This window comes from Oleiphilus sp. HI0067 (genome assembly GCF_001635735.1).
Genome location: NZ_LWFI01001344.1, coordinates 1 through 18538 on the forward strand (window position 1 = coordinate 1; position 18538 = coordinate 18538).

Consider the following 18538-nt stretch of genomic DNA (forward strand, 5'->3'; position numbering starts at 1 on the left):
ATGCACTGTTAAAAACGATGCCCTATATATAAGGACGAACTAGAAAATATCTACCGAATTTAAGATTTTATTACTAATTTTTTGCGATTGGCTGTGGGAATGGGGCATCCGGTGATCACAAATATATGGAAATACGTCCTGAATATCGTCTGGGATGACCGTTTCTCGATGATTTAAAAACGCCCAAGCGCGTGCTGCAGCAATCAGAGAAAGGTTGGCGCGAGGTGATAACCCGTGCTGGCGTTCTAGTTCTCGGCTAAATTTAGCTAAACGGAATACATAGTCGATTACTTTATCTGGGACTTGAATCGACTGACTCATTTCTTGAAGAGCAATAACCTGTTCTTCATTTAATAGTGGGCTTACGGATTCCAATAATGTAGTTCTGCTTTTACCTGTCAGAAGTGCCTTTTCATCCTCCTCACTTGGGTAGCCTAGGCTGATACGCATCATGAACCGGTCCAGTTGTGATTCTGGGAGAGGGTAAGTCCCAGATTGTTCAACAGGATTTTGTGTGGCGATTAGGACAAAAGGGCTGGCCAAATCGCGGGTCCGTCCATCGATTGATACGCGCTTTTCTTCCATCGCTTCAAGCATGGCGCTTTGAGTTTTTGGTGGAGCACGATTAATTTCGTCCGCTAGTACGATATTGCTAAAAATCGGACCTCGTTGAAAAAGCAGCTTGCCGGAATTTTTGTCAAAAATATTGCCCCCAATAATGTCAGCAGGGAGCATGTCGCTTGTAAATTGTGCGCGCTTATATTTTAAGCCGAGCGTTCTTGCTAATGCGTGGCTTAAGGTTGTTTTGCCCATGCCAGGAATATCTTCAATGAGAAGATGCCCCTGCGCTAACACACAACACAGCGCAAGCTTTGTTTCTTTCTCTTTGCCTAATATGATTTGATTAAGTTGTGCGAGGCTTTGGTCGATTAGAGTCTTTGCAATATGAGGATCTATGTTGGGCATGGTGCTGCGTGTTTCTTCAAAATTGATGTATTCATTAAAGCAAATGCTTGAAGTCTTTGCTCTTTTTTTGATGGAATAAAGTGCATTGCAGGGCAGTAACTATTGCCTGTACCCATCATGTGATTTAATGCTGTCATGAAAAATTGGTATCCCGCACTCATTGGTTATCGTTATACGTCTGTAAAACGAAGTAACCACTTTATATCGTTTATATCGCTCATATCGATGCTTGGTTTGATTATCGGCGTTGCCTTGTTGATTACCGTTCTTTCGGTAATGAATGGCTTCGATCGAGAGCTCAGAACGCGCATATTGGGAATGGTTCCTCACGCTGTTATTAAACCCTATGCCACGATGCAAGATTGGCAGAGCGTTGACGAATTAGTGACTGCGCATCCTAAAGTAGTCTCTGCCGCTCCTTTTATTCAAATCAAAGGTATGTTGAGTGCTTCGGGTCTTGTTCAAGGAGCGCAATTGAATGGCGTGTTGCCAGAAGAGGAGAAAACGGTCTCGATTATTGAGAACCACATGGTGCAAGGTAGTCTGGACGATCTTCAAAGCGGGGAATTTCGAATAGTTCTGGGCGATATGCTTGCACGACAATTGCGTGTGCAAAAAGGGGATCGCGTTACTGTCGTATTACCTGAAGCTTCGTTAACGCCGGCAGGTGTTTTTCCTCGGCTAAAGCGTTTTACGGTTAGTGGTATTTTTCGTGTTGGTGCCGACTTAGATGGGCAGCTTGCTCTGATCCATCTAGAAGATGCTGCGAAAGTCATGCGTATGCAGGGATACGTAAATGGTATTCGGCTCAAGATGGACAACTTATTCGATGCGCCATATGTATCAAGGCAGTTGGCGAGTAGTTTGGATGAGGCGTATTACAGTATCGATTGGACGCTTACTCACGGTAATTTATTCTCAGCCATTAAAATGGAAAAAACCTTGATTGGGCTCTTGTTGATGGTGATCGTAGCGGTTGCTGCGTTCAATATTATTTCGACCTTAGTTATGGTCGTCACAGACAAAACGGCAGACATTGCCATTCTGCGGACAATAGGCGCGAGTCCTCGTGCAATTATGGGAATCTTTATCGTTCAGGGTGCGTATATCGGTGTTGTTGGAACGATAGTTGGAACCATATTAGGTGTCTTGTTGGCTTCAAACGTGTCAGAAATTATTGCCTTTGTTGAAGGCGTGCTGCAAATGCAGTTTTTGAATCCAGACGTCTATTTCATTAGTGATCTTCCCTCCGAATTACGTTGGACTGATGTCAGTGTGATTACAGGTTCTGCATTGAGCTTAAGTTTATTGGCCACACTTTATCCTGCATGGCGCGCGTCAAAAGTGAAACCAGCGGAGGCACTTCGCTATGAGTAATGAGATCGTCATTCAGGCGTCTAGCCTGAGTAAACGTTATAGCGATGGTAAGAGCGAGCTTTGTATTTTTGAGAATCTCGATTTTCAACTTTCTGTCAGTGAAACTGTCGGTATAGTCGGGACTTCCGGGGCAGGAAAAACAACCTTGTTAAATATACTTGGTGGTTTAGATTCGCCAAGTGCTGGTGATGTGGTTCTTTGCGGACAAAATTTATCACAAGCGAAAGAAAAACAAATTACGAAGTTACGAAATCAACAGCTTGGCTTTGTATATCAATTTCATCACCTTTTGGCGGAATTTACGGCGCAAGAAAATGCCGCAATGCCATTAATTATTGCTGGTATGTCTAATCGCGAAGCAATGAGTAAAGCGGCTGATTTACTTGAACGAGTTGGTTTAAAAGAACGCTTGGGACATAAACCTGCTGAACTTTCTGGAGGGGAACGTCAGCGCGTAGCCATTGCACGTGCGCTTGTTAACTCGCCACGAGTTGTCATGATGGACGAGCCTACTGGTAATCTAGATGCCGAGACTGCGGAATCTATTCAAGCTTTGATGCTTACTTTGCGACAAGAGATAGGGACTAGTTTTGCCGTCGTGACGCACGATATGGCGCTCGCCCAAAAAATGGATCGAACACTTGTGTTAGAGCGAGGTGGATTAGTTGAACGTTAAGCCTGTTCTCGACGCGCTTTTCGTTCAGTCCATCTTTTCTTTACGTTTCTCTTCCAAAGCCAGCCAACAATGAAGTAGCTAGCGAAGCCTCCGATAATTCCACAAATCACTGCTCCCAAATATAAAGGCACGCCAACTGTGTAAAGGCGTTCTGAGAGCCACTCCCAAGTCAGTTCATACTCAAAACCAAGCGGTGGCATTTGCAGAACCCAAGCGCCTACAAGGTATTCGAAATAGAAGATCGGAGGCATTGTGATGGGGTTGCTAAACCATACTGTTGCTACGGAGAGCGGTAAGTTTGCATTGAGCCAGACTGCGACAAATGCCGCAGCAACCATCTGAAAGGGCATAGGCATGCAGCCCCAGAAAAAACCGATAGCGATTGCTTTCGTTACGCTGTGACGATTCATGTGCCACAGGTTTGGTTCATGAATGACATCGCCCAAGAAACGAAGAGACTTATTGTCTTTAATGGTATCTGGATTAGGGAGATACTTTTTTAGTAAATCTTTTGGCATGATGTAATTCTTGTCAGCGAGCGTCTAAACCTGATATTCGCATGGCTTGTAAAACCGCACATGGATCGCGCGGGCATCTTATCTCACGGAAGAGACAATGTATCTAATTTTATCCGCCTTTTGTGTTGGCGCGATGCTGGTGCATTTTAGTGTACCTATTTTTAATGCGTTAATATTTTTTACGTTTCTGTTTGTAGCACTCTGTGTCATTCGTCACGCTTGTCATACTCACTCTGATTTAACCAATCGTCGCTTAATTGTGCTGAGTCTCGGTTCGGCCATTGCGTGTTGTGTTGCTTATACCTATGCGCAGTACGAAGTGGCTCAACATTCGGCTCAACGTGTATCCGTGAACGAAACTGGGAATGAGGTGCTGTTGCAGGGATATCTCTGCGGCCTGCCTCGCTATAGCCAATATGGTTTCTCTATTCCCTACTGTTCTGATACCGGCAAATTCCATGTCTCAGCGAGCTATGACTTTTCTAATCTATTAAATACGCAGTGCTCTTCGATTCAAGTAACGCTGAAATCCCCAAAGTTTAGCTATAACCCTTGGGTTGGGAGTTATGAAAGGCATTTGTTTTATGAGCGCGTTGTTGGCTTTGCAAAGGTAAATCGCGTTGTCGAGCGCGATTGTCATTCGACCGAGTGGAAGTCAGGCCGCTTGACTCAGTTAAGGTTGCGGATCTATGAGCATTTGGCGCAACTTTTAGATGGTTATGAACATAAAGGTTTGGTTATTGCGCTTGTTCTAGGGCATCGTGCCGACATATCAATCGACGAAAATCAGGCACTGCAAGACAGCGGGACGCAGCATCTTATGGCGATCTCCGGTCTACATGTCGGCTTAGTATGCTTTGGTTTGCTCGCCATAATGTTGCGACTTAATTTGGCTCGGTTTGCTTTACCTATCGTGGCCATAATGGGGTTGTTTTACATCGCTTTAGTTGGTTTGTCGCCGTCTGCACAGCGCGCTTACGTGATGGTCTTAATAGGTATGCTAGTCATTCTTGGTCGCATTCCAGCGAATACCTTTCAAGCATGGATGCTTGCTTTGTTCGTGGTGTTAGCGCTTGACCCATTATCTCCACTCAGTGTGGGGTTTTGGTTTTCATTTGGTGCCGTGGCGGCGTTGTTGTTCATCTATTCATTCATTCCGCGACTGGTTACGCTGCCTAGCTTGCTTCAGCTTTGTGTTGTTCAAATTATCTTGTTCTTATTTGTCTGGCTTGCGCAGATGAATTTTGGGTTGTCGAACTCCTTATTTAGCTTAGCGGGGAATTTAATAGCGATCCCATGGGTGTCCTTAGTTGTGCTTCCTTCGGTCTTAATTTTAAGTCTGCTAAGTGTGTTTTTTTACGACTTGGCAAATCATGGCTTCTTTATTGTGGATGTGATTTTGGACTTTCTGCTCGCTTTTCTTGCTTCAGGAGAACAGCTTTCGCAAAGCTCAGGACTAAAACTGCAGCATCCAATAATGCAATGTTTGTTTATTTTGTTGCTGATAATGTCGGTTGTGTTGATCGGAGTATCTAAGTGGCTGGGCGGCAGTCTTTTGCTGTTTTTATATCTGTTTTTATTCTCGGAGAACGAGCCCGAAAAATCTAAATTGTTGGAACGATATCGTCTCTCGGTGCTTGATGTTGGTCAGGGACTTTCCATTGTCATGCAATCACCTAGCCTCACAATAGTGTATGACACGGGGCCTAGTTATGAACGTTACTCGTCGGCTCGGCATGTGCTTCGACCGTATTTCATCAAGTATGGTTTAAACGAACTCGATTTATTAGTGGTAAGTCATGGAGATGCAGATCATGCCGGCGATAGCGACTGGGTTGTTAAGACCTTAAGGCCGCGAGAAATCGTAAGTGGTGAGCCTGATAGACTCAAAACTAAGACAAACACAGAGAGTTGTCTTGTCGGGCAAACGTGGGGCGCTTCTAATATTAGTGTCGAAGTGCTTTGGCCCCTCGATGTATCTGGTTTGTCAAAAAATAGCAACGCGCGCTCTTGTGTTCTCAAGGTGACTTTCTACGATACGTCGTTTTTGTTAATGGGGGATATAGAAGGGGAAGAAGAGTTTGATTTTGTTCGTCACTACTACGAAAACAATAAAATAGATCTTCTAGATGCAGACGTTCTTATTGCGGGGCATCACGGTGCATTTAAGGCGAGCAATCATGCTTTCTTGAAGCATGTTCAACCTGGATATGTCGTTTTTTCTGCTGGCTATGCAAACCGATTTAATCATCCGCATGCGAGCGTATTGGAAAGGATAAATTCTCACGCAGCAAATCCATTGATTACTTATGAAAGCGGAGCCATTTTTTTCGATGTCACTGATCGAGGACTTAGTGTTACAAGGACAAGAAGTGATGCAAATAACTATTGGCTCCTACCTTAATTCACAGATTTCTGAAACGTTACCAATTGAATAGGGGGGCAGACTTCTCAAACACTGGGTTTATGATAAAGTACCGACATTCGGCACTGTTGCTGTTATAAAAAAATTAAAGCGGCCTCGCTTCTTAGGAGAACCTCTGTGTTAGATCTATTAAAGCCCGGTGGGATTATTATGTTCCCGCTATTGCTTTGTTCTGTTTTAGCCTTAGCAATTATTATTGAACGATTCTGGACTTTACGTGCTAATCGCCTCGCTCCGAAAGCGCTTGTTAATGATTTGTGGGGCTGGATTAAACGCAAAGAATTAGACTCTAAAAAGCTTCGTGAATTGAAAGAAGCTGCGCCGATCGGCCGAATTTTAGCTGCGGGTCTAGTGAATGCGAAACATGGCCGCGAAGTCATGAAAGAAAGCATTCAAGAAGAAGCGAGCCATGTCGTGCATGAAATGGAACGTTTCTTAACGGGTCTTGGTACTGTAGCTGTGATCACGCCCCTACTTGGTTTGTTAGGAACCGTTATCGGTATGATCAAGGTTTTTGCTCAATTGCAATTAGAGGGTGCTGGTAACGCTGCGGCGCTTGCAGGCGGTATTTCGGAAGCACTGATCACTACGGCAGCTGGTTTGACTGTTGCTATTCCAGCATTGATCTTCCACCGTTATTTCCTACGTCGTGTTGACGAAATTGTGATAGACATGGAACAAGACGCATTGCGTCTTGTAGAGATTGTTCACGGTGAGCGTGAGCCGACGCGTGCAGAGGAAAAACAACCTTGAATTTCAAGCGCCAAGCTTCTGAAGAAGTATCAGTCAACTTAACACCGCTGATTGACGTGGTGTTTTTGTTGTTGATTTTTTTCATGGTATCGACCACTTTTACCAAAGAAAGCCACTTGGAGATTGATTTGCCGCAGTCGAGCGCAGATCCTGCTAAGCCATTGGCTGAAGAAATAGAAGTGATCATCAATGCTGAAGGTGAGTTCTCGGTTAATGAGCGCGCACTCATCAACAATCAGGAAGATACCTTGAAGAAAGCCGTCGAGAAAATCTCGAATGGAAACACCAAGATTCCTTTCATTATTACAGCAGATTCCAAAACTGATCACGAGTTTGTGGTTCGTGTGATGGATGTTGCAGGTCAACTTGGATTTGTTCAGCTTAGTATCACGACACAACGAGCACAGTCGAAAAACTAAAAAAGCTCTAGCTTAAGCTAGAGCTTTGTCTACGCGAGCAAATTGTAATGACAAAAGACGCGAAAGCGTTACCGCAAAATGAAGATTCCAATTGGCAGCTTTATCGCCGTTTATTGGTATATCTCAAACCTCTCAAATTTTTCTTTGCACTGAGTGTGATCGGCAACTTTGTTTATGCCGGTGCCAGTGCTGCAATGGTTAAAGCGCTAGAGTTTGTGATCGAGACTATTGAGTCTCCGACTCCTGAAGGGCGACTTCTACTGCCAGCAGTTATATTGCTTCTCTTTGCCATGCGTGGCGTGGGTGGCTTTTTAGGAGGATATTATATCGCCTATGTTGGCCGTAATATCGTTCATAAAATGCGCCTTGAGATCTTCGATAGTTACTTGAAGTTGCCAACTTCATTTTTTGATAGCAATTCTTCTGGCCATCTGATTTCGCGTATCACCTTTAATGTAGAGCAGGTCTCCTCGGCCGCGACGGATGCTATTACAGTGACTGTTCGAGAGGGCTTAACTGTTCTATTCCTACTTGGTGTGATGCTTACCTCGAACTGGAAATTGACCTTAATCTTCCTCAGCCTTGGTCCAATTATTGGGTTTGTGATTAGTTACGTCAGCAAGCGTTTTCGAAAACTGAGTAAGCGCATTATGGGCTCAGTTGGCGATGTTACACATGTAACTTCTGAGATTGTTACGGGCTATAAGGTTGTTCGAATATTTGGTGGCGAGAAGTATGAGCAAGAGCGCTTTCAAGGCTCGAGTGAGTACAACCTAATACAGAGCCTAAAGCTTGAATTTACCAAGATGATCAGCACACCGGTTATCCAGCTTTTAGTCGCTTTATCTATTGCGATTTTAATTTGGTTGGCACTTGCTCCCGATGTCATTGGTGATATGACTGCTGCGCAATTTGTCGTGATCATCACAGCGGCATCCACTATGGCTAAGCCGATTCGTCAGTTGACTCAAGTGAATGAGAAAATTCAGCGTGGTCTCGCTGCGTCGCGTGACTTGTTTACTATCATGGATTCCGAGCCTGAGAAAGATGAAGGTGAGCGCACTCTTGAGAAAGTTCAAGGCGAGCTAGTTTTTAAGGATGTCCGTTTTCGTTATCCGACAAGCGATAATGATGTACTCAAAGGCTTTAATCTGCGCGTAGCACCGGGTCAGACAGTTGCCTTGGTCGGTCGCTCAGGTAGTGGTAAGTCTACCGTCGCAAACTTGTTACCACGCTTTTATGAACCAAGCTCTGGTTCCATCGAGCTCGATGGTGTTCCCATTACGGATTTCACGTTGCGTTCTTTGCGTGACCAAATCTCGCTCGTGACGCAACATGTGACATTATTTAATGACACGATCGCCAATAATATCGCCTACGGCACTCTAAATGGAGCCGATGCTGAGACACTGGCTTCAGTCGCAGAGAAAGCTAACGCACTCGAATTCATCAACGATAAAGAAAACGGTTTTGATACTGAGATTGGCGATAATGGCGTCTCTCTCTCTGGCGGCCAACGTCAACGTTTGGCGATCGCTCGCGCCCTGTTAAAAGATGCCCCATTATTAATTCTCGATGAAGCGACGTCTGCACTCGATAACGAATCAGAAAAAGTGATTCAGCGTGAGTTGGATGAGCTTATAAAAGGGCGCACTACTTTAGTTATCGCACATCGTCTCTCAACGATTGAAAATGCAGATATTATCGTCGTGATGGACGAAGGGCATATTGTTGAGCAAGGTACGCATGCTGAGTTGTTAGAGAAAGATGGGGAATACGCAAAACTCTATAACATGGCACTTTCTGACGATCACTAAGCTCAAGGGATTAGGCGATAAGCGTGAACGACCACTCTAACATCGAGCAAGCGATTACCGAAGCTTGGTACTCAAACAAGCTTTGGATCTACCTGCTCGTGCCTTTTTCCATTCTTTATTGGCTTGTCATTCGAATATCTGGACTGCTTTCAAGTTCACCTTCTAAATCTAAGGTCCCAGTGATTGTTGTAGGGAATTTAACGGCGGGTGGCACGGGTAAGTCTCCGCTGGTGAGTTTGTTGGTGCGCGACTTTGAGCAACGCGGGTATCGTGTTGGCGTTGTGAGCCGCGGCTATGGTGTCTCTATTCCAAAAAATGAAGTGCGTCTTTTGCATGCTGATAGTTCAGCAAGTGAAGTAGGTGATGAGCCACTTATGCTCAAACGATTATTGGCGTGTGATATTGCCTTATCACCGCAACGCGCATTGGCAGTTAAAGCATTAGAAGATTTAGGTGTGGATTTAGTGATTGCAGATGATGGTCTGCAACATCATGCCATGTATCGAGATATTGAACTCTGCGTTATCGATGGACAGCGTGGCTTTGGCAATGGCTGGGTGTTACCCGTTGGCCCTTTGCGTGATCCTGTTAACCGTTTGGCTGATATGGATGCGGTTGTCATCAATGGTGAGTTAGATTCATCTATAAAATTACCTCGTTCGGTTTCAACAAGTGCAATGACTTTATTGCCGAAAGAGTTCGTGCGTTTGGACGGTTCTGAATGTTTGGAGGTCGCAGCATTTGTTGAAAAATATGCATCGCAGCCTATCAGTGCCGTAGCAGCAATTGGAAATCCTCAGCGTTTTTTCTCTTTGCTAGCCTCTCTTGGTCTGACAACAAAGAACACTGCAAAGCCAGATCACTATGCCTACAGTAATGAAGACTTTTCTTCGATCAATGGGGTGGTAGTGATGACTGAAAAAGACGCAGCGAAATGTAGAGATTTAGGTATTCAAGATGCGTGGTTTCTGCGTGTAAGTCCGGAGCTCCAAGACAAACTCACGGATAAGCTTTACAATCAGCTCAAACTTTCTGGCCGCTTGCGCACCATACATTAATTTCGATATTCGATTAGGAACTTAGTTTTGGATAAAAAACTTCTGGCGATCCTCGCATGCCCAATTTGTAAAGGCGAACTAAAATATGACCGTGATGCGTCAGAGCTCATCTGCAAAGCGGATGGCTTAGCTTTTCCTATTCGCGATGGCATTCCTGTGATGCTTGAGAACGAAGCCCGCACTCTCACGACAGATGAAAAACTTAGCAAAGACTAATCTGGAAATCCGATGCAACCTTATTCCGTTATTATCCCCGCGCGCTTTGCTTCGCAACGACTTCCTGGAAAGCCTCTTATAGATATCGCGGGCAAACCAATGATTCGACACGTTTACGAGCAAGTGAAAGATCTTGGTGCGCAGCGCATTATCGTTGCAACTGATAATACGGATATCGAACGAGCCTGCTTAGACTTCGGCGCAGATGTGGTGATGACATCTCCTGATCATCCATCTGGTACGGACCGCTTGGAAGAAGTTGTTCGTGAACTTGATATGGATGATGATGAAATAATCGTCAATGTTCAGGGCGATGAACCGTTGATTCCTGCAGCACTCATTGAGCAAGTTGCTCAGAATTTGAGTGCACATCCTGAGGCTGGTATTGCAACGCTTTGCGAGAGAATTCTAGATTCAGATACGGTATTGAACCCGAATGCAGTAAAGGTTGTATTTGATGAACATGGTTTCGCGTCTTATTTTAGTCGCGCACCGATTCCTTATGCGCGCGATGCATTGAGCGAAAAACCGCCGCGCTTATCTTCGATAGCTGAGTATTTTCGTCATATTGGAATGTATGCTTACCGAGCTGGCTTCTTGAAGCAATATGTTCAATGGGTACCGAGTATGACTGAGAAAGTGGAAAAACTTGAGCAGCTTAGGGCCTTGAGTAATGGCGTCAAAATTCATATCGAGCTTGCCAAGCAAACTCCCCCAGCAGGTGTCGATACGCAAGAAGACTTAGACCGAGTTCGTGCGCATTTCGAGAACCGATAACGATGAAAGTCTTATTCGTTTGCTTAGGTAATATTTGTCGCTCTCCCACTACACATGGTGTGTTTGAAGAAAAGGTTCGCGAAAGAGGTTTGGCTTCTCAGGTGTATACCGATTCATGTGGCACTGGAGCGTGGCATGTTGGAGAAAGCCCCGATCCTCGTGCTTCGCAACATGCTGCAAAGCGCGGTTATGACTTGTCGCATCTAAGAGCACGGCAGGTTAGTCCTGATGATTTTGATACCTTTGACTATGTTCTTGCGATGGATAACGCAAATCTGAAAGACCTTCAAAGTATCATACCTGCTGGAGCACGAACGCAGCCGGTTTTGTTTTTGAGTTATGGGGCTTTCTCCGAACAAGAAGTGCCCGATCCATACTACGGCGGCGAACAAGGTTTCGAGCATGTATTGGATCTTGTTGAATCTGCCTGCGATGGATTGCTCGATGAAATACAAAGTCGCCTATAGCTAGTCTGTTATTTCTTATGTCTCTTGAGCCACTTAGAAAAGATCTGTCCTCCTCGAATACGATGGCGTTGCCTTGTGTCGCGGAGCAATTTTTTGAGTTAAGTTCAGAACAAGCGATCAGTGACTTTTTTTACGCGCATCCAGAGGATGTATTGATTCTCGGTGGTGGAAGTAATGTGGTGCTTCCTCCTGTTATTCAACGTCCTGTCGTTCAAGTTGTTAATCACACTCTAGAATGTATCGCACGAGACCTTGATCATGTAGTGGTAAAAGTTGGCGCATCGGTTGTTTGGGATGAGCTTGTCGCATGGGCTGTTGAAAACAGTTACTACGGTTTAGAAAACCTTTCTTTGATTCCTGGTAGTGTTGGTGCTGCACCCGTGCAAAACATTGGGGCATATGGCGTAGAGCTTAAAGATGTTCTAAAGAGTGTACGAGCCTTTGATCGAGTGCAAAGAGTATTCGTTGATCTATCTAATGAACGTTGTTGCTTCGGCTATCGCGATAGCATTTTCAAACGTGAGTGCGGACGTTATGTGATTAGCGAAGTAGTTTTAAGATTGGCGCGCAAAGCGCAGTTTGTACTGGAGTATGGTGAGCTTAAAACTCTCTCGCATGAGGCAAACCTGAGTTTATCCAAAGTGCGAGACACCGTTATTGGGGTCAGATCTGCGAAACTTCCGGATCCTAAAGTTATTCCGAATACCGGTAGTTTTTTCAAGAATCCAGTGATTTCGAGATCTACGTGTGAGGTGCTAAAGCAACGCTTTCCAAGCTTAGTTTGTTACCCTGCTGGCGAAGGTTCTATGAAGCTGGCAGCAGGCTGGCTGATAGAAAATGCTGGCTTAAAAGGATATGTTCAAGGCAATGCCTCCGTGCATGATAAACAAGCGCTGGTCTTGACCAATCAGGGTGGGGCGCAGCAACAAGATATCATTCGATTAGCCTCCTATGTGGAGGATAAGATCAAAGATCTATATGGTATTGAGCTCGAGCAAGAGCCAATTTTAATAAGAGATTAATTACTAATCATTCCTCTTTTCTTGGGCTGTATTAAAGCGAATAACAGGAGGTGTTTTGATGTCTAAGAATAATGTCCGTCACTTTAAACGCTCTGCGCTTTTTCTTGCTATTGCTCAGATTGTTTTCATCAATCAAGTGTAGTCCGCGCCTTGCGAGGTGACTAATAGAAGTCTGATTACCCAAGTTTCAGGGGAATGCATCGTTAATCCTACGCGAGCTGGTCCTAACCCAGTGCAGCCAGATTCTGTGATCCTGAAATATACTCGAAATCACGATATGTTGGTGGAAGGGGATGTTGGTCCTCCAGGGCTCGATCAATTTTGGAACGACCTCACGATTAAAGGTGAGGGGACCGGCCAGAGAGTACTAGAAATTTTCTCTGTTCGTGGTATTGGCAGTGCCAAGCCTTATCAGGAAGACAATCTCCGAAAAACAATTACGACGAGTAAGCTCACGTTAGACAATGTTGATTTGGAGGCGAATGTAATTTTCAAATTCGATCAACTCAGCAATACGCTCACTTTCAAGGATAGTAAGGTTTACTGGCATACCCGAGACCCAATCTTTCATAGCGGTACGAAGCTTACCGTGACGAGCGAAACTGGTTCAAATCAGTGGAAAGGAATGGCTGGGACGACTATCCCTGCGGACATTGATTGGAATATCAAAAACGGAACCACGTTTGAGTTTTTTGGTGCTGGTGCGGCAAGACGTGCATTAAGTTTCACTGGGCAAAATCGTCTGAATGTTGAAGCGGGCGCGACCTTAAAGTTCCATGAATCGGTTTTGGACTTTGGCTCGAACTCTGTCTTGACCTTGGATCCTGGCTCAACACTTGGCTTCAGAACTTCTGAGACGATCGCTACTTTCGATACCTTGAACGTAGATGGAGCGACGCTTGCATACGAGGGTAGTGCGATCTCTTTTTTACCCACCACCGCAAATCTGAACGACACGACTGTAAATTTAGTGAGCGGTAACCTGGAAACGAGGCGTTTGGTTTTGTCGGGAAGACACAACACGGTAACGGGTGATCGCTCTGTTGATTATCTAAGAGCGGAAGTGATTAAGACAAAAGATACAAGTAGCCCCACTATTTTAAACGCGACACACCTCAATCAAATTCGCGCAGAAACTCTTTTATTGACCCCTAATTTGACGATTAATTTGGATAGAGCCTCTTTGCGTATGCTGACTGGCTCAGATTTAAGACTTCAAGGTGGTTCGATCAATGTTGATAATCGCGGAGTGATTGGGGCATTTGGTCAAATTACGGGGAACGACGCGACTATCAATATTGATAATGGTGATTTTGTTGTCGGCGAGACCACCGAGTTAGTTTTAGGGCCGTCATTAATATTTCTTTGAACAGCGTGGATACTGCCGTAACTGTCGAAGGGCGCTTGTCTGGTTCAGGCACGATTGGTGGTACTGGAGGTAGAATAGATATCCAAGGTGACTCTAACTTAACTCCAACACTTGGTGTACTAGATTTGGGCACTGCGTCTGATCCGTATGGAACGCTTACAACCGAAAACCAAGTTCGTTTTGTGAATGGTTTAGTTACAAACTCTCAAGCTGCTATTGATTCAGGTTTGTTTGATGGTGGCTACTACGATGTTGATATTGGTCTAACCGGAGGAACAACACCTGTAAACGATAAAATAATTTATGGTGCTGGCGGCGTTGATCTTACGCTCATGAAATCTATCCGTGTTGATGTGGCTGACAACTCAACCGCTGCGCAACTTCACCGAAAGTCGTTCCGTATGATAGAGGCAAAAAGCGGTGCGACAGGCAATATCGTCATGCAGCGTCAAACCATTGAGAATGATGTGGTCTTGGAGGAAGGACCAAATGTTCCGGTATTGATAGACTTCTTTATTGCTGACGACAACACCAATGGCAAATCCGATCTAACCATCTACGCCGAAGAGCAGCTGCCGGTTAGTTTGAAAAAGCACCCTGGTGCTAGAGCGCATAGGAATCGACAATCGGTGACGAATTTATTACCAACAGTCGCGACGCAACCAACACCTCCACCTAGCACGCCGGGTAACCCTCAACCGCCCGTGCAAACGCCTGCCCAGCAGCAAGCTCAGCAAAATATCTTTAACGCGGTTCAAACAACGACAAACTCTCAAGCTGCTCCAAGTTTCTCTAGTATTCACCCTGAGCCAATTTCATCGCAGATGACGGTGCAAATTGAGCAAGCCGACAATATGCTGAATACGGTATTGGGCGTGAATACGCTTGCGCGCGACACCGAGGTAGATCTTCAGAGCTATGGTTCATTTTTCTTCGGAAGCAGTAACTCACACCCTAGTGGTGTTTGGGCCAATATTAATTACATCGATGGCAAGGTTGATGGGCAGGGCGACTTAGGTAATTTTGATTACTACCTAACAAGCTATACCTTTGGGAATAGTTTTATCCATCATGATGATTATGAACTTGGATTATTCTTTGGATTATCCAACGAGAGCATGACGGAACATGACCAAGCTAACGTGAGCTTTGATTCGGACGCCTACCACTTAGGCTTGTATGGTGGATACCGTTTGAATGATCGTTGGGATCTGATCTGGGGGTTTGGGTCATGCTTGGTTGACCACCGAATCATCACGTAGCACCACCCTTGGCTCGATCAGTGAAACGGCTGAAGCCGGGTACGATTCTCAGTTAAATTACCTTGGTTTGCGTGCCCGTTACGATACAAGTTGGCTTGAGCAAGTCGATAGCAGCACATACATTGGCTTGGCGTATTTGCGCGCTGATCAGGACGAATTCTCCGAAACGAATGCACCAAACCTTGGAATGACCATTGATCGAGCGATTGTTAGTTCAGGGATTATTAGTCTTGGTATGGAGGCATCTCGAGCACTGAATGAGTTTGACTCAACCCATATGCGTACGGAACTTCGTTATGACTATGATGTGCAGGCTGATAGCAATAGCGAACATGATATTAGCGCTTCGTTTAATTTTGATCCCAGCAATACCTAGAGTTTTGTTGGACAAAATCGGGGCCCGCACTCGCTCACTTTTGCGCTAGGTGTTGATCATGAGTTTCAAGAAGATTGGTTATTAAGCCTTGCTGGCGCATACACTCGATCAAGTCATGGCTATGAAGTCGGCGGTGATATCGTGATGAACTGGTATTGGTAGGCATTTCTGTCGATAACTTATAGATAAGCGTCTTTCAGTCCGTTGATCATTGCTCTTCGCTCTGGCTCGAGGAAAGGCGCGACAACTGACATGACTTGGTAAACGCCTCTCGCAAGGGCATCATCTGCGACTTGGCCTTCTCTTACTGAGGAATAGCTTAACCAGAATGTAGTTGTGAGAATGATTTGCTCAGTGAGTGCTTCTATTTCATCTGTTGACGCATGTAATCGCTCATTCTTCCGTGCGTTTTCAAGTACAGAAATACTGGCTTTACGTTTTGTGTTTAAGATCTTCTGAAAGCGCTTTTCGAATTGTGGATATTTCGCCATGATGGTGACGAGGTCTTTGTACAGGAACTGAAACTTCGCGATATTTTCGAAGATCAGATGGAGGTAAAACCAGAGATCTTCAATATCCATTTCTGATTCTGGAACAATGAGAATGCTATACATGCATTCTTCAAATTGTTGAAACAGCTCTTCTAAAATGTCTGTTTTACTTTTGAAGTGGTAGTACAAGTTGCCCGGGCTAATATCGAGCTCGTCAGCGATCAATAAGGTAGTGACGCTCGGTTCGCCCATCTCGTTAAATAAGCGAAGGCTTGTGTGAAGAATTCTATCGCGCGTTTTCATAGGTGTTTAAAGCAGACTCAACCTTTCCACATATAGTCACGCTTTGACCCGTGTAGGGTCAATATAAAAGTGCGTAATTTGATCATCTTTAAATTGATCAAAGAATTGCGTGGTTTTGCTGATGCGCTTGAACATTGGCTCATGGGCTTCACTATCCACGAGCACTTTCATCGCGGTATAGCTGTCGTCGATCTTGGTAAAGCGGGCAGTAAGTTTCGCTGTGATTACATCATCTTCGCCAATCGCATGCTCTTGTGCGATGAGTTTGATGTAAGAAGGCAGTTCCGCATCTGATAAGTTCGACTTGGTCGATAAATGCGGCATTTTGATTCGGTTGAGAATGCAATAGCTATATGAGTTTTTGTTTCTAAAACTATAGCGTCGAAATGCTTCCCAGAAATAACTATCACTCAGGTGCTGAAAGTATTCTAAATCCGATAGGCACTGTTGAATGAAGGTACTGACTTCAGAGTTTTTCATCACTTCTTCGATTGCTGCGCGAAGCAGAAGGTCAAAGCCTTGCGCTGTTTTATGTGCGTACACTTGTCGATACATTTGATGTCGACTGTACACGAAGTCTTCTAAAGAACTTAAACCTTTGGCGGCTATGCCGATGCCAACCCACCCGGTTTGGCTGCATCGTCCAAATTTTAGATTGCTCAATAGGTGATCAAGGTTAAAGCTGCCAATCGTCACGGATGAGTGAAAACCGTCGCGCAGCATATAATCGGCGCGGTCAGCATCAAGTTCCCCAGAGACGATATTTGAAAGCAATGAGCGGAAAAGTTCAGGAAAGTCTTCTGGTGGCTGTGATTGTTGGTTACCTATGACTAAAGGCCACATAGCCTTCGCGTGATGCGAGAATTTCTCAGTTGCGTGTGTGGCGCTTGTTTCCATTAGCGCAATGATATCTTGGGGGGCAATATCTTCAGTGACATCTTGCCCTTGTTGCAAAATATGATGCGCTACGCGAACAGAATAATGTTCATGCTCTAAAGCGCTAGGCTGTTCAGCATAGAACTGTGTGCTGTCTTCTCCAGACCATAATTGCTCGAAAATACCAGGTGTGCTTAAGATATTTTGAATAGTCGGTGTTCGACTGAATTGATGAGAAAAGCTGCTATGTCCACTATCGTGTAGTAAACATGCACAGCGTACTATTCTATGGAAATAACTAATCGCTTCTAATGTCTCGGCGGAAACACTCGCATTGCTGCCAAATGTTTTTAGTCCATTTTCGACCATTGCCATAAACATACGTCCGCCGACATGCATGGCTCCTACGCTATGGAGAAAGCGTGAATGGGTCGCTCCGGGAAACACAAGAGACAAAATATCGTTTTGACAAATAAAACGCAGGCGCTGAAACAAAGGGTGATCAATAATGGCAACTTCAAGCCTCGAAACAGGAATACCGCCATGGACGGGGTCCATAATTAATTTATGGTAGTTGCCCAATAAATCGTTAATACGCAGTTGCAAAGTGTTTCCTTATCGTTAGTTTTCTTTTTGATCCTAAAGTTAGTATAGCGAGAAATCTTGATGAAAACGGGCAATATTAGCATAAGGCTTTACCAACTCGTTTGCTCGCCTATACTGCATAAAAGAACAATGAATATTGCGTAGTTATGAGTCCAAGCTCAGATCAAATTTTAGTGATCGATTCCAACCCTGTTGATCGTGAGAATCTAGTGAGTTATCTCACTGGAAAAGGGTATTTTGTCCAAGCGGCTTCTAATGTCGAAACGGCGCATTTACTAGCTCTTCCTGAAGCTCCCGACCTGATTTTCGCAGATGTTCCCTCCGAACAAATCCCGCTATTGCCATTCTTCGAAAGTGATAAGAAAGAAATATCGTTGATAATTGTGTCTGAAGTTGAGTCGGCGGGTGATGTTGTAGCTTGTCTCAGAGGTGGGGCAGGGGATTTCATACTTAAGCCAGTGAAAGACTTTGAGCGTTTAGACTCAGTGATTCATAAAACACTGGATCAAATCCGTCTCAGTAAGTTGAATAAACGACTGCGATCAGAGCTCGAGGAACGAAATCGCAAGCTTCGCGAAGGTATTCACGAGTTACGAACAGATCAAAAAGCCGGCTTGCAGGTTCAGCTCAAGATGCTTCCTCAGCCAGATAAAATCATTAACGATTTCCATTTTGATCATATTGTTCGTCCGTCTTTGTACTTAAGTGGTGATTTTCTAGATTACTTCCGTATCGATGATACAAAGTCTTTGTTCTATTTTGCA

The 18538-nt window shown here is 44.6% G+C and carries 20 protein-coding genes; 15 read left to right on the forward strand and 5 right to left on the reverse strand.

The features are described from left to right. Window positions 1-39: 39 nt before the first annotated feature. Window positions 40-966, reverse strand: coding sequence for a MoxR family ATPase (locus tag A3739_RS21285; RefSeq protein ID WP_068476477.1), 927 nt, complete (start codon window positions 964-966; stop codon window positions 40-42). After that, window positions 954-1103, reverse strand: coding sequence for a hypothetical protein (locus tag A3739_RS28925; protein WP_156502389.1), 150 nt, complete (start codon window positions 1101-1103; stop codon window positions 954-956). The genes A3739_RS21285 and A3739_RS28925 overlap by 13 nt, the downstream gene beginning before the upstream one ends. On the opposite strand from A3739_RS28925, the gene A3739_RS21290 reads away from it, so the two are divergent. Further along, window positions 1102-2343 carry a lipoprotein-releasing ABC transporter permease subunit gene (locus tag A3739_RS21290; protein WP_068476475.1) on the forward strand — a complete coding sequence of 414 codons (1242 nt, stop codon included), beginning with the start codon at window positions 1102-1104 and terminating at the stop codon, window positions 2341-2343. The two genes, A3739_RS28925 and A3739_RS21290, sit on opposite strands and share 2 nt — an antisense overlap. After that, window positions 2336-3019, forward strand: coding sequence for an ABC transporter ATP-binding protein (locus tag A3739_RS21295; protein WP_068502689.1), 684 nt, complete (start codon window positions 2336-2338; stop codon window positions 3017-3019). Before A3739_RS21290 ends, A3739_RS21295 begins: the two co-directional genes overlap by 8 nt. On the opposite strand, the gene A3739_RS21300 is transcribed toward A3739_RS21295, so the two are convergent. Further along, complete coding sequence (locus A3739_RS21300; protein WP_068476471.1) at window positions 3016-3537, reverse strand: DUF2062 domain-containing protein; 522 nt, start codon at window positions 3535-3537, stop codon at window positions 3016-3018. The genes A3739_RS21295 and A3739_RS21300 overlap by 4 nt on opposite strands. A 97-nt stretch (window positions 3538-3634) precedes the next feature. Between A3739_RS21300 and A3739_RS21305 the strand changes: the two genes are divergently transcribed. From A3739_RS21305 to A3739_RS31195, 12 genes are all read left to right on the forward strand, one after another. Next, window positions 3635-5941 carry a DNA internalization-related competence protein ComEC/Rec2 gene (locus tag A3739_RS21305; RefSeq protein ID WP_068476470.1) on the forward strand — a complete coding sequence of 769 codons (2307 nt, stop codon included), beginning with the start codon at window positions 3635-3637 and terminating at the stop codon, window positions 5939-5941. Between the two features lie 138 nt (window positions 5942-6079). Next, window positions 6080-6715, forward strand: coding sequence for a MotA/TolQ/ExbB proton channel family protein (locus A3739_RS21310; protein WP_068476468.1), 636 nt, complete (start codon window positions 6080-6082; stop codon window positions 6713-6715). Next, window positions 6712-7134 (forward strand): biopolymer transporter ExbD, encoded by a 423-nt coding sequence (locus tag A3739_RS21315; protein WP_068476202.1) that lies wholly within the window; start codon window positions 6712-6714, stop codon window positions 7132-7134. Before A3739_RS21310 ends, A3739_RS21315 begins: the two co-directional genes overlap by 4 nt. A 47-nt stretch (window positions 7135-7181) precedes the next feature. Beyond that, window positions 7182-8951, forward strand: coding sequence for a lipid A export permease/ATP-binding protein MsbA (gene msbA, locus A3739_RS21320; RefSeq protein WP_068476466.1), 1770 nt, complete (start codon window positions 7182-7184; stop codon window positions 8949-8951). Window positions 8952-8974: 23 nt separating this feature from the next. Continuing rightward, window positions 8975-10009 (forward strand): tetraacyldisaccharide 4'-kinase, encoded by a 1035-nt coding sequence (lpxK, locus tag A3739_RS21325; RefSeq protein WP_197472477.1) that lies wholly within the window; start codon window positions 8975-8977, stop codon window positions 10007-10009. Between the two features lie 27 nt (window positions 10010-10036). Next, a complete protein-coding gene (locus A3739_RS21330; RefSeq protein WP_068476464.1) occupies window positions 10037-10225 on the forward strand; it encodes a Trm112 family protein in 189 nt (62 codons plus the stop codon). A gap of 12 nt (window positions 10226-10237) precedes the next feature. Continuing rightward, window positions 10238-11002, forward strand: coding sequence for a 3-deoxy-manno-octulosonate cytidylyltransferase (kdsB, locus tag A3739_RS21335; RefSeq protein ID WP_068476462.1), 765 nt, complete (start codon window positions 10238-10240; stop codon window positions 11000-11002). Between the two features lie 2 nt (window positions 11003-11004). Then, window positions 11005-11469 (forward strand): low molecular weight protein-tyrosine-phosphatase, encoded by a 465-nt coding sequence (locus A3739_RS21340; protein ID WP_068502691.1) that lies wholly within the window; start codon window positions 11005-11007, stop codon window positions 11467-11469. Between the two features lie 17 nt (window positions 11470-11486). Then, the gene (gene murB, locus A3739_RS21345; protein ID WP_068476461.1) at window positions 11487-12491 is read left to right on the forward strand and encodes a UDP-N-acetylmuramate dehydrogenase; all 1005 of its coding nucleotides are present in this window, start codon (window positions 11487-11489) and stop codon (window positions 12489-12491) included. A 157-nt stretch (window positions 12492-12648) separates the two neighbouring features. Continuing rightward, a complete protein-coding gene (locus A3739_RS21350) occupies window positions 12649-13860 on the forward strand; it encodes a hypothetical protein (RefSeq protein ID WP_156502737.1) in 1212 nt (403 codons plus the stop codon). A 5-nt stretch (window positions 13861-13865) separates the two neighbouring features. Then, on the forward strand, window positions 13866-15122 hold the full coding sequence (locus A3739_RS31190; protein ID WP_068476457.1) for an autotransporter outer membrane beta-barrel domain-containing protein: 1257 nt from the start codon (window positions 13866-13868) through the stop codon (window positions 15120-15122). Next, entirely contained in the window at window positions 15100-15498 is a 399-nt protein-coding gene (locus tag A3739_RS31195; protein ID WP_068476455.1) for an autotransporter domain-containing protein, read from the forward strand. Before A3739_RS31190 ends, A3739_RS31195 begins: the two co-directional genes overlap by 23 nt. Window positions 15499-15677: 179 nt before the next feature. On the opposite strand, the gene A3739_RS21365 is transcribed toward A3739_RS31195, so the two are convergent. Both A3739_RS21365 and A3739_RS21370 read right to left on the reverse strand, forming a co-directional pair. Continuing rightward, complete coding sequence (locus A3739_RS21365; protein ID WP_068476453.1) at window positions 15678-16292, reverse strand: TetR/AcrR family transcriptional regulator; 615 nt, start codon at window positions 16290-16292, stop codon at window positions 15678-15680. A 36-nt stretch (window positions 16293-16328) separates the two neighbouring features. Next, entirely contained in the window at window positions 16329-17774 is a 1446-nt protein-coding gene (locus tag A3739_RS21370; protein ID WP_068476451.1) for an HD domain-containing protein, read from the reverse strand. A gap of 146 nt (window positions 17775-17920) precedes the next feature. Here A3739_RS21370 and A3739_RS21375 point away from each other — a divergent pair. Further along, the coding region (locus A3739_RS21375; protein ID WP_156502738.1) for a response regulator at window positions 17921-18538 on the forward strand (618 nt) is incomplete at its 3' end.

What these genes read in the sequence shown, in the direction of transcription:
- A3739_RS21295 (WP_068502689.1), top strand. Translation starts at nt 2,336, where the DNA reads ATGAGTAATGAGATCGTCATTCAGGCGTCTAGCCTGAGTAAACGTTAT.
- A3739_RS21290 (WP_068476475.1), top strand. Translation starts at nt 1,102, where the DNA reads ATGAAAAATTGGTATCCCGCACTCATTGGTTATCGTTATACGTCTGTA.
- A3739_RS21305 (WP_068476470.1), top strand. Translation starts at nt 3,635, where the DNA reads ATGTATCTAATTTTATCCGCCTTTTGTGTTGGCGCGATGCTGGTGCAT.
- A3739_RS28925 (WP_156502389.1), bottom strand. Translation starts at nt 1,103, where the DNA reads ATGACAGCATTAAATCACATGATGGGTACAGGCAATAGTTACTGCCCT.
- A3739_RS21365 (WP_068476453.1), bottom strand. Translation starts at nt 16,292, where the DNA reads ATGAAAACGCGCGATAGAATTCTTCACACAAGCCTTCGCTTATTTAAC.
- msbA (WP_068476466.1), top strand. Translation starts at nt 7,182, where the DNA reads ATGACAAAAGACGCGAAAGCGTTACCGCAAAATGAAGATTCCAATTGG.
- kdsB (WP_068476462.1), top strand. Translation starts at nt 10,238, where the DNA reads ATGCAACCTTATTCCGTTATTATCCCCGCGCGCTTTGCTTCGCAACGA.
- A3739_RS21285 (WP_068476477.1), bottom strand. Translation starts at nt 966, where the DNA reads ATGCCCAACATAGATCCTCATATTGCAAAGACTCTAATCGACCAAAGC.
- murB (WP_068476461.1), top strand. Translation starts at nt 11,487, where the DNA reads ATGTCTCTTGAGCCACTTAGAAAAGATCTGTCCTCCTCGAATACGATG.
- A3739_RS21340 (WP_068502691.1), top strand. Translation starts at nt 11,005, where the DNA reads ATGAAAGTCTTATTCGTTTGCTTAGGTAATATTTGTCGCTCTCCCACT.
- A3739_RS21300 (WP_068476471.1), bottom strand. Translation starts at nt 3,537, where the DNA reads ATGCCAAAAGATTTACTAAAAAAGTATCTCCCTAATCCAGATACCATT.